Raw genomic sequence first — 9,237 nt, 5'->3', positions numbered from 1 at the left:
AGGACCTGCCGGGCGGCATGGTCGGCAGCATCACCGCACAATATGTCGAGCGCGCGCCGAAGCCGGCCGAACTGTTCTCGCGCGGTGCGCATGATGCGACCGCGACGTTCGACATCGGCAATCCGAACCTCACGATCGAGACCGCTGAGTCGGTCGAGGTTGGACTGCGCAAGGCGACGGGGCCGTTCCGGTTCGAGGCGACCGTCTACTACACGCATTTCGACAATTTCATCTTTCGCCGCCTCACCGGCGTGATGTGCGACGACAGTTTTGCGTCCTGCGGCACGCCGGGCGCCGAGTTGAACCAGGCCGTCTATTCGCAACGCAATGCCAATTTCCGCGGCGGCGAATTCCAGTCGCAGCTCGACGTCGGCGCATTCCAGGGCGGCATCTGGGGCATCGAGAACCAGTTCGACGTGGTGCGCGCCACCTTCACCGACGGCACCAACGTGCCGCGCATTCCGCCGCTGCGGATAGGCGGCGGCGTGTTCTGGCGCGACGACAACTGGCTGATGCGCGTCAACCTGTTGCACGCTTTCGCGCAGAACAACGTCGCCGTGATCGCGGAGACGCCAACGCCGGGCTACAATCTGCTGAAGGCCGAGGTCAGCTACAGGACCAAGCTCGATCCGCGTCTGTTCGGCGCGCGCGAGATGACGGCCGGCATCGTCGGCAACAATCTCCTCAACGAAAACATCCGCAACTCGGTGTCCTACACCAAGGACGAGGTTCTGATGCCCGGCATCGGCGTGCGGGCGTTCGCCAACTTCAAGTTCTAGTCGCGACTCAGTCGGGGCCTGCGGGCCCCGGCACAGGCGCGTTGAGTGAGCCGTAGCCCGGATGGAGCGGAGCGAATTCCGGGCTACGGGCTGCGCGTCAGCCGCTTCTCGAAGCGCCACTGATCGACGGGGAACGGCCCGTTCGAGGTGTCCGTCATCATCACGAAGGTGCCGGCGTTGCGCCAACCGCTCTTCTCGTAGAACCGCGCAGCGCGCGCGTTGCCGACGGCGCAGGCGAGCCACGCCAGCTCCACGCCGCGCGCGGCAAGGCGGGCCTCTGCGTCGGAGATCAGCGCCGCGGCCACGCCCGCGCCGTGCGCCTTCGGCGATACGAAGAGCTGATACAATTCGTCAGCCCTGACTGCGCAGAAGCCGAGCGGCGCGCCGGCCGGGCCGACGACGCGGATGTCGGGAAGCATGACCGCCAGCCGATCGCGAAAATTCGGGAGCGTGCGAAGGCGGACCAGTTCTGGCGGCGCAAGCGAGGCATGCGACCCATGCCAGGCATCGTGCCACAGCTGAGCGATATGATCGACTTCACCGGCATCAGCGGGCCGCACCTGCATCATGGATACTCCGCAAGAGGTATCGTAGCCCTAGCCTCGCGCCTTGCTCCAGTCGGGCGTTACCTGCCCCGACACGCCCTCGAAAGCGCCGTCGACGAGCTCGAACACCAGGATGCGCGCGGCGTCGACCGGGCCCGGCATGGTGACGCGGCCCTTCGGCACCGGCTTGAAGCCGACACGGCTGTAATAGGGCTCGTCGCCGACCAGCAGCACCAGACGGTGCCCCTTCTCCTTGGCGTCCTTCAGCGCGCGCTCCATCAGGAGACGGCCGATGCCGCGGTCGCGGAACGGCGGCTCGACGGTGAGCGGCCCGAGCAGCAGGGCCTGCGTCTCGCCGACCAGCACCGGCAATTGCCTGACCGAGCCGACCAGCAGCGTGCCGATGCGGGCCGTGAAGGACACATCGAGCAGATGGTCGACGTGCTCGCGAATGCGGTAAGCGCTGAGCACGAAACGGCCGGGGCCGAAGGTGCGCTCGTGCAGCCGTTCGATCGCCTGGGCGTCGCCGGCGGCTTCCGGAAGGATGGTGAGCGAGAGATCGGTCATGTCGGCATGCGTCTTCGAGCGAAGTGGTTTCAGGTTCGCGTCAGGAAAACGCGTCAATGCGAGATGCGGGATAACATCTCAGACGGCCGCGGTCCATCGGCCTCGTGGGCGATAAAACCCTGTGCCGGACCGCGGCTGAGGACGGCCGCGAACAGCAGCGTCCAGAGCGACAGCATCAGGATCGGGATGACATAGTACTGCGTGAAGACCGGATGCGTGGCAAAGAACGCCAGATTCAGCGCGAGATTGCCCGCCACCAGCAACGCGAGTTTCCTGACGCCGCCATGGCCGGCGAAGCGCCACAACAGCGCGGTCCCGACGCAGGCGATCACGATCAACGGGAACTGCGTGTCGCGGAGATAGGCCAACAGCACGGCCGGGTCGAGACTCCGCGGGGCCGTATCCTGGCCGCCATAGGCCGAGACCAGCGGATTGCCTGAGTTGACCAGGTTCGCCGCGAACACCGGCAACAGCCCGACGAGGAACGAAAGGCCGAGCGCGAGTCCTGAAACGAACGTCTCGCGGGTACGCCAGATCAGGAACGACAATCCGAAGAACAGGAAATAGCCGGCCGACAGAACCACGTTGGCGATCCGAAAGCTCGCGGACAGGCCGAGCAGCACGCCGACGGCAGCGACCATCAGCAGGCGGCGCCGGCCTTCATCGACGAACAGTCTTGCGGTGAACAGACCCGCCAGCGCGCAGACGACCATGGTCGGCGCCATCGAATAGCTCGCCTTGGTCGGATTGATCATGAAGTAGATCGAGAGCGCGCCGAGCAACGCGGCGAGCGTCAAGCCGACCTTCTCCTGCGCCCGCCACATGCCGAACAGCGCAAGGCCAGCGACGATCGCGTTGGCCAGCATATAGAGCGGAACGACCTGGAACCCCTCCGGGAACAGCGCCAGCACGAAGCCCGTGCCCGGCGGCGGCGTCATCACCCATTTGCTGCCGTCGGCAGTCTGGGTGTGGCAGGGTGCCCGCGTCGGTTCGTTCCAGTTCGGAAAATCGATACTTCGCAACTTGGCCGCGAGATAGCCGTCGGTTTCACGGGCGAGGCTGGTGTCGAGCCCTTGCCAGCCGAAGCGCTGGAACAGATGCGCCTGCCTGAGATAGCAGATGTCGTCATAGACGCCGCGGCTCTCGCTCCAATGCGAGGTCAGCCTGATGTTGCTGGCCAGAATTGCCAGAAACACAATTGAAAAAAATACTTTGACAGCTCTCATCGGCATTCGCCGGGCGGCCCCCGCAGCTTGAAATGGCCCGCCGCCTGTACAGGAAAAGCACCGGCAAGTATAGCAAAGTGGGGATTCTGGAGGTGAGGCAGACGTGGCCGATACGGGACTGGGCTTGGGTTCAACTGACACGTGCCGCAGCGGTGCTGCCGCACCGCAGCAGGGCTCGTCGCGAGTCCTCATCATCATTCCCTGCTTCAACGAGGAGGCCTCGGTCGGCGGTCTCCTGAGCGAGATCGCAGCAACCGGCCGCGGCTACCACACCCTGGTCGTCGACGACGGCTCGTCGGACGCGACATCCGCGGTGGCAAGCTGCCGCTCGCCGGTCGCCCGCCTCGCGCAGAATCTCGGCATCGGCGGCGCCGTGCAGACCGGCATCAAATACGCGGCGCGTCAGGATTTTGATTTCTGCATCCAGATCGACGGCGACGGGCAGCATGATCCGCGCGCCATCGAGACGCTTCTGGAGGCCTATCGCAACGACCCGACCAACATCACCATCGGAAGCCGCTTCATCGACCATGCCGGTTTCTGCTCCACGCGCATGCGGCGCGCCGGCATCAGGCTGATCGTGCTTGCGCTCAACGGCCTGTTCAGCGGCGGCCGCATCACCGATCCGACCAGCGGCATGCGATTGCTCGACCGTTCCGCCATCGCCTTCTTCGCAAAAGCGTATCCGACGGATTTTCCGGAGCCGATCTCGCTGGCCTGGGCCATGCGCGCAGGCCTCACGGTCAGCGAAGTTCCGGTCGAGATGCGGGCGCGCGAGACCGGCGTCAGCTCGATCGACGGATTGAAGTCGGCGAGCTACATGATCCGGGTGCTCGGTTATATCCTGCTCGCGCGCCTCGTGAGGGCGTCATGACGCCGAGCGTCCCCGTTCCGATTTGTGGTCTCATCATCTCGTCGAACATTCTGAGGAGGCAGCCGTGACAGATGCCCTTCCAAGTCCGGAGACGGTCGTCGTCGTCTCCGCCTTTGCGCTGATCTACATGCTGGTGCTGCTGCGCAAGACGATGCAAGGCAAGTTCGATCTCTACGACTTCCTGATGCTGTCCATGGTGGCGATCATCCCCGCGGGCTTCACGCTGTTTCCGACACTGGCCTATCTCGTCAGCCATCTGACCGGCGTCGTGTTTCCGTTCGTCGTGATGTTCGGCGCCCTGTTCCTGGTGGTGTTCGCGTTCATGCACAACATGACGGCGCGACTGCACCGGCTTGAGCGGCAGAACTGCGCGCTGATCCAGGAGCAGAGCCTGCTGGTGCTGGAGCTGCAGGCGAAGGAGGGCCGTCGGGGCGTCGAGTCATGAGCGCGTAGCCGAGGAAATCCAGCGTCGTCGCGAGGCAAAGACAGGGAGAGCGGGCATGCTGAAGAACGCGAAGGTGGCAACCCGGCTTCCAGCCAAAGACCTCGACCGCGCGCGGGCGTTCTATTCGGAAAAGCTCGGGCTCGAGCCGGTCGAGCAGCGCGAGGGTGGGCTGCGCTACGTCTGCGCGGCCGGCGAGTTTGCGATATTCGTCTCGGCCGGGACGCAATCCGGCACGCACACGCAAATGGGGTGGGAAGTCGAGGATATCGAGGCAACCGTGCGCGAACTTCGCACACGCGGCGTGGCGTTCGAGGACTATGATTTGCCCGGCTTGAAGACCGTCGATGGAATTGCGGAGATCACGGGCAACTATCCGAGCAAGGGTACTGGCGAGCGAGGTGCCTGGTTCCGCGACAGCGAAGGTAACTTGCTGGGGATCGGGCAGCCGGTTCGGGCTTGAGGATTCGGCCGGATCGCTTCAACGCCAAGTCGCGGTCGGCGGCTTGCCGTCCAGCACTTCCGCGAGCCTTTGCCGCGTGCCGTGTGTGGTGCCCTCGGGCAGCGCATTGATCGCGAAGAACCCGCATTCGACGATCTCGTGGTTGGGCTCAGGGACGCGATCCTGCTTGAACTGCCTGACCACATAGACCGCGACGTGGTCGCGGCGGGAGACGTGGCTGTTGAGGAAGATGCCGTGCAGCACCGCGTCACCGGTGAGATCGATGTCCCCTTCCTCCTTGAGCTCGCGCCGCATCGCCTGCTCCATGGTCTCGCCGAGATCGACGCCGCCGCCGGGCAGATACCAGCCGGTGATGTAGCTGTGCCTGACCAGGAACACCCGGTTCTCGGAATCCAGCACCACGGCGCGGACGCCGAGCGTCATGCCGCGGACAAGCAGGAAATAGGCGTGGAAGATTCGCCGCAGCAGCGGTTCGAATGTCCGTCGGACGCTGTTCAGACGATCCCCCATCAGGCTTCCAAGAAAACTCCCAAGAAAACTGCCATGAGGCCCCGGTCCGGGCCCCGCTTGCACAGTTCTCGCGACCTTGCCATTACAGCGGACGAATAGCGAGGCAATCGCGCGCCATGGCCCCCTTCACGCTCGCCCATCTGTCCGACCCGCATCTGCCGCCGTTGCCGAAGCCACGGCTGATCGAGCTCGCGGGCAAGCGCGCGCTCGGCTACGTCAACTGGACGCGCAACCGCCACAAATACCAGCGCCGCGAGGTGCTCGACGCGCTTGTCGCCGACGTCCAGGCGCAGACGCCCGACCACATCGCGGTCACCGGCGATCTCGTCAATCTGGCACTGGAGGCGGAGTTCGCGCCAGCGCGCGCCTGGCTCGACGGCGTCGGTCCGCCCGACCGCGTCACCACCATTCCCGGCAATCACGATGCCTATGTCCGCGCCACCTCTCACCGCTTCGGCGAGACGTTTGCGCCTTATCTCACTGGCGATGACGGCAGTGTCGGCTTTCCGGGCGTACGCCGGCGCGGGCCGCTCGCGCTGATCAGCCTGTCCACGGCGGTGCCGACCCTGCCGCTGATGGCGACGGGCACGCTCGGCCGCGATCAGCTCGCGTCCCTCGAAGCGGTCCTCGACCGCCTCGCCGCCGAGGACGCCTTCCGCGTGCTGCTGGTGCATCATCCCCTGAAGTCCGGCGCGCGCCAGAAACGGATGACCGATGCGGCCGCGCTGCTGGCACTGATCAAGCGTCACGGCGTCGAGCTGATCCTGCACGGGCACGACCACATTCATTCGACCATGTGGTTCGAAGGCCCCAACGGCAACATCCCCGCGGTCGGCGTGCCGTCGGCCTCCGCGCTCGCCCACGGGCGTTACCCGGCGGCAGCGTATAACCTGTTCACGATCGAGAAAGACAATTCCGGCTGGCGCTGCGAGCAGACCGTGCGGGGCCTCGGATCCGGATTTCAGATCCGGCAGATCAAGCAGGCAAGGTTGATCTAGTTCGCCGTCATTGCGAGCGAAGAAATCCAGAGCTTCTCCGCGGAAAGATTCCTGGATTGCTTCGCTGCGCTCGCAATGACGACGGCGAGCGTCTCACCAGCTCCGCAGGGCCGCCAGCACGGCGAGGCCGAACAAGGCGGCCGCGCCGAAAATGAATCCGAACACGAACGGCCAGAGGCGCGAGCGGCGCGGCGGCTCGGCGGCCGCGGGCTTCGGCTCTGATGGCACCACCATGGCGTGCTCGCGCTCGATCATGCGGCGGGCGACGTAGTCCGTCACGGCTTCGACGATCGCTGCGGTGTCGTGCGATTCGGCGAGCACGATACGGCCGAAGCGGGTGTCCTGGACGAAGCGGTACATCCGCTTGTCGCGCCCCATCATGATGTGTGCGACGACATCGATCCAGAGTCTGGGCGTATCGCCCTGGCTGATGCCGCGATCGAACAGGTCGATCTGGTCAGGCACCTGCGCGAACAGGGGATCGAGCGCGTCGTTGAGGATCTCCAGCCGCGCCACCTCCGCGTCGCGCAAATCGACGACCACACCGGTCCGGTCGGCGGCCTCGATCCGTGCGCGCAGCAGCGCGTCGCGCAGCCGCACCGGGCGCGGCTGGCTGGGATGGGTCCCGCTGGTCTCAGGCTCTGACATTGTCGGCCTCGTCCTCGACTTTCCGCCATTAACCTATCAGCAACCAAACGGTCCGCAAAGGGCTCACAATTCCAGAGACTTACGGCGCCCACAGCCGATTGACCTGTACCAAAAACAGACGATCCCACCCGGCTTGCGCCGGATGGGACCCTCCGTCCTTGGACGTCTTCTTAATTAGTCAGGCAGCCGTCAGGCCGAGACCCGCGACGGCTCTTCCACGATCGAGAAGCGGACGCCGGCCTTGTGGCGGTTCTCTTCCGAGACCGAGCGCCAGGCATCCTCGGCTTCCTTGCGGGTCTTGAACGGACCCTGCACCTGGGCGGAGCCTTCCACGAGCTTGTGGAAGTTCATCGAACCGAACTCGCCGCCGATCACCCAGAAATTGCTGCCTTTGGTCATTGTCAGTCTCCTCTTGGATAGCGTGGTGCGTTAGCCGAACTGGTTCATCGTGTTGTGGGCGCCGCCCGCCTTCAGGGCAGCCTCGCCGGCGAAGTATTCCTTGTGGTCGTCGCCGATGTCGGAGCCGGCCATGTTCTGATGCTTGGCGCAGGCGATACCCTGGCGGATCTCGGCGCGCTGCACGTTCTTCACGTAGCCGAGCATGCCCTGGTCGCCGAAATATTCCTTCGCCAGATTGTCGGTCGAGAGCGCCGCCGTGTGGTAGGTCGGCAACGTGATCAGGTGATGGAAKATGCCGGCACGCTTGGCTGAGTCGGCCTGGAAGGTGCGGATGCGCTCGTCGGCTTCCTTCGCCAGCGGCGTGTCGTCGTATTCCGGCTTCATCAGCTCGGCACGGTTGTACTTGCTGACGTCCTGGCCGGCTTCCTTCATCGCGTCGTAGACCTGCCAACGGAAGTTGAGCGTCCAGTTGAACGACGGCGAGTTGTTGTAGGCCAGCTTCGCGTTCGGAACCACCTTGCGGATCCGATCGACCATCTTGGCGATTTGCTCGATATGCGGCTTCTCGGTCTCGATCCAGAGCAGGTCGGCGCCGTTCTGCAGCGAGGTGATGCTGTCGAGCACGCAGCGGTCTTCGCCAGTACCGGGACGGAACTGGTAGAGATTGGAAGGCAGCCGCTTCGGACGCATCATCTTGCCGTTGCGGTTGATGATGACATCACCGTTGCGGGCGTTCTCCGGCGTGATTTCCTCGCAATCGAGGAAGCTGTTGTACTGATCGCCGAGGTCGCCGGGCTTGTGGCTGACGGCAATCTGCTGCGTCAGGCCGGCGCCGAGCGAGTCGGTACGGGTCACGACGACACCGTCTTCGATGCCGAGCTCGAGGAAGGCGTGGCGGCAGGCGCGGATCTTCGCCAGGAACACCTCGTGCGGCACGGTGACCTTGCCGTCCTGGTGACCGCACTGCTTCTCGTCCGAGACCTGGTTCTCGATCTGGAGCGCGCAGGCGCCCGCTTCGATCATCTTCTTGGCGAGCAGATAGGTCGCCTCCGCGTTGCCGAAGCCCGCGTCGATGTCGGCGATGACGGGCACGACATGGGTCTGGAAGTTGTCGATCTTCTCGATCAGCTCCTTCTCCCTGGTCTTGTCGCCTTCCTTGCGCGCCTTATCGAGGCTGCGGAAGATGTCGTTCAGCTCACGCGAGTCGGCCTGGCGCAGGAAGGTATAGAGCTCTTCGATCAGCGCGGGCACCGAGGTCTTCTCGTGCATCGACTGGTCGGGCAGCGGGCCGAATTCGGAGCGCAGCGCCGCGATCATCCAGCCGGACAGGTACAGATAGGTGCGATCGGTCTTGCCGCCGAAGTGCTTCTTGACCGAGATCAGCTTCTGCTGGGCGATGAAACCGTGCCAGCAGCCCAGTGACTGCGTGTACTTGGTCGGATCGTTGTCATAGGCCGCCATGTCGGTCCGCATCAGCGCCGCGGTGTAGCGGGCGATGTCCAGACCGGTCTTGAAGCGGTTCTGCAGGCGCATGCGCGCGACGGCCTCGGCGGACACCCCGTTCCAGGTCGGCTGGGTCTTGAGGAGCGCCTGGGCTGCCTCGATCTCGCTCTGATACGAGGCCGGGCTCTGCAGGGCGTTGATGCCACGGGGCTGGTAATTCATCTGCTCGATCCTTTCGCTGATGACAACTCAACTTGTCATCGACATTTTTGACAGTGCATTGCGAAATGCGTGTCATGAGCTAAACGCCAGAAAGCGAAGTTCGTACAGGGGCCTTGTATTC

General features: G+C 64.4%; 12 protein-coding genes. 5 read left to right on the top strand and 7 right to left on the bottom strand.

What is annotated here, in order from left to right:
* Window positions 1-779 (top strand): TonB-dependent receptor (locus AB4Z51_RS23780; RefSeq protein WP_441498090.1); only part of this gene is annotated, 779 nt, incomplete at its 5' end.
* 83 nt (window positions 780-862) lie between these two features.
* Here AB4Z51_RS23780 and AB4Z51_RS23775 read toward each other — a convergent pair.
* The 3 genes from AB4Z51_RS23775 to AB4Z51_RS23765 are packed head-to-tail and all read right to left on the bottom strand — an operon-like array spanning window position 863 to window position 3,117.
* A complete protein-coding gene (locus tag AB4Z51_RS23775) occupies window positions 863-1,345 on the bottom strand; it encodes a GNAT family N-acetyltransferase (RefSeq protein ID WP_085402584.1) in 483 nt (160 codons plus the stop codon).
* Between the two features lie 30 nt (window positions 1,346-1,375).
* On the bottom strand, window positions 1,376-1,891 hold the full coding sequence (locus AB4Z51_RS23770; RefSeq protein WP_085402583.1) for a GNAT family N-acetyltransferase: 516 nt from the start codon (window positions 1,889-1,891) through the stop codon (window positions 1,376-1,378).
* 53 nt (window positions 1,892-1,944) lie between these two features.
* Window positions 1,945-3,117, bottom strand: a complete 1,173-nt coding sequence (locus AB4Z51_RS23765; RefSeq protein ID WP_245344171.1) for a hypothetical protein — start codon at window positions 3,115-3,117, stop codon at window positions 1,945-1,947.
* 124 nt (window positions 3,118-3,241) lie between these two features.
* Between AB4Z51_RS23765 and AB4Z51_RS23760 the strand changes: the two genes are divergently transcribed.
* The 3 genes from AB4Z51_RS23760 to AB4Z51_RS23750 all read left to right on the top strand — a co-directional run bounded on the left by AB4Z51_RS23760 (window position 3,242) and on the right by AB4Z51_RS23750 (window position 4,896).
* Window positions 3,242-3,991: a glycosyltransferase family 2 protein gene (locus tag AB4Z51_RS23760; RefSeq protein ID WP_354080068.1), complete on the top strand. Its 750-nt coding sequence runs from the start codon at window positions 3,242-3,244 to the stop codon at window positions 3,989-3,991.
* 64 nt (window positions 3,992-4,055) lie between these two features.
* Complete coding sequence (locus tag AB4Z51_RS23755; protein ID WP_085402499.1) at window positions 4,056-4,436, top strand: DUF2304 domain-containing protein; 381 nt, start codon at window positions 4,056-4,058, stop codon at window positions 4,434-4,436.
* A gap of 55 nt (window positions 4,437-4,491) precedes the next feature.
* Entirely contained in the window at window positions 4,492-4,896 is a 405-nt protein-coding gene (locus tag AB4Z51_RS23750; RefSeq protein ID WP_085402498.1) for a VOC family protein, read from the top strand.
* 18 nt (window positions 4,897-4,914) lie between these two features.
* Here the strand turns inward: AB4Z51_RS23750 and AB4Z51_RS23745 are convergent, their stop codons facing one another.
* Window positions 4,915-5,406: an NUDIX domain-containing protein gene (locus tag AB4Z51_RS23745; protein WP_085402497.1), complete on the bottom strand. Its 492-nt coding sequence runs from the start codon at window positions 5,404-5,406 to the stop codon at window positions 4,915-4,917.
* 116 nt (window positions 5,407-5,522) lie between these two features.
* Between AB4Z51_RS23745 and AB4Z51_RS23740 the strand changes: the two genes are divergently transcribed.
* A complete protein-coding gene (locus tag AB4Z51_RS23740) occupies window positions 5,523-6,404 on the top strand; it encodes a metallophosphoesterase family protein (protein ID WP_071916197.1) in 882 nt (293 codons plus the stop codon).
* Window positions 6,405-6,497: 93 nt separating this feature from the next.
* On the opposite strand, the gene AB4Z51_RS23735 is transcribed toward AB4Z51_RS23740, so the two are convergent.
* The 3 genes from AB4Z51_RS23735 to AB4Z51_RS23725 all read right to left on the bottom strand — a co-directional run bounded on the left by AB4Z51_RS23735 (window position 6,498) and on the right by AB4Z51_RS23725 (window position 9,116).
* Entirely contained in the window at window positions 6,498-7,052 is a 555-nt protein-coding gene (locus AB4Z51_RS23735; RefSeq protein ID WP_085402496.1) for a hypothetical protein, read from the bottom strand.
* Between the two features lie 189 nt (window positions 7,053-7,241).
* Window positions 7,242-7,451, bottom strand: coding sequence for a DUF4170 domain-containing protein (locus tag AB4Z51_RS23730; RefSeq protein ID WP_008137787.1), 210 nt, complete (start codon window positions 7,449-7,451; stop codon window positions 7,242-7,244).
* A gap of 30 nt (window positions 7,452-7,481) precedes the next feature.
* On the bottom strand, window positions 7,482-9,116 hold the full coding sequence (locus AB4Z51_RS23725; RefSeq protein ID WP_085402495.1) for an isocitrate lyase: 1,635 nt from the start codon (window positions 9,114-9,116) through the stop codon (window positions 7,482-7,484).
* Window positions 9,117-9,237: the final 121 nt, after the last annotated feature.

The sequence above is a fragment of the Bradyrhizobium sp. 2TAF36 genome (genome assembly GCF_052114925.1).
In the GTDB taxonomy this organism is placed as follows: domain Bacteria; phylum Pseudomonadota; class Alphaproteobacteria; order Rhizobiales; family Xanthobacteraceae; genus Bradyrhizobium; species Bradyrhizobium barranii.
Note: the sequence above shows the minus strand (reverse complement) of the source record. Positions and strands in the feature narration are given on the sequence as shown.

Excerpts from the sequence above, each read along its gene's own strand:
- AB4Z51_RS23775 (WP_085402584.1), bottom strand. The coding sequence starts at position 1,345 with ATGCAGGTGCGGCCCGCTGATGCCGGTGAAGTCGATCATATCGCTCAG.
- AB4Z51_RS23770 (WP_085402583.1), bottom strand. The coding sequence starts at position 1,891 with ATGACCGATCTCTCGCTCACCATCCTTCCGGAAGCCGCCGGCGACGCC.
- AB4Z51_RS23765 (WP_245344171.1), bottom strand. The coding sequence starts at position 3,117 with ATGAGAGCTGTCAAAGTATTTTTTTCAATTGTGTTTCTGGCAATTCTG.
- AB4Z51_RS23750 (WP_085402498.1), top strand. The coding sequence starts at position 4,492 with ATGCTGAAGAACGCGAAGGTGGCAACCCGGCTTCCAGCCAAAGACCTC.
- AB4Z51_RS23745 (WP_085402497.1), bottom strand. The coding sequence starts at position 5,406 with ATGGGGGATCGTCTGAACAGCGTCCGACGGACATTCGAACCGCTGCTG.
- AB4Z51_RS23740 (WP_071916197.1), top strand. The coding sequence starts at position 5,523 with ATGGCCCCCTTCACGCTCGCCCATCTGTCCGACCCGCATCTGCCGCCG.
- AB4Z51_RS23735 (WP_085402496.1), bottom strand. The coding sequence starts at position 7,052 with ATGTCAGAGCCTGAGACCAGCGGGACCCATCCCAGCCAGCCGCGCCCG.
- AB4Z51_RS23730 (WP_008137787.1), bottom strand. The coding sequence starts at position 7,451 with ATGACCAAAGGCAGCAATTTCTGGGTGATCGGCGGCGAGTTCGGTTCG.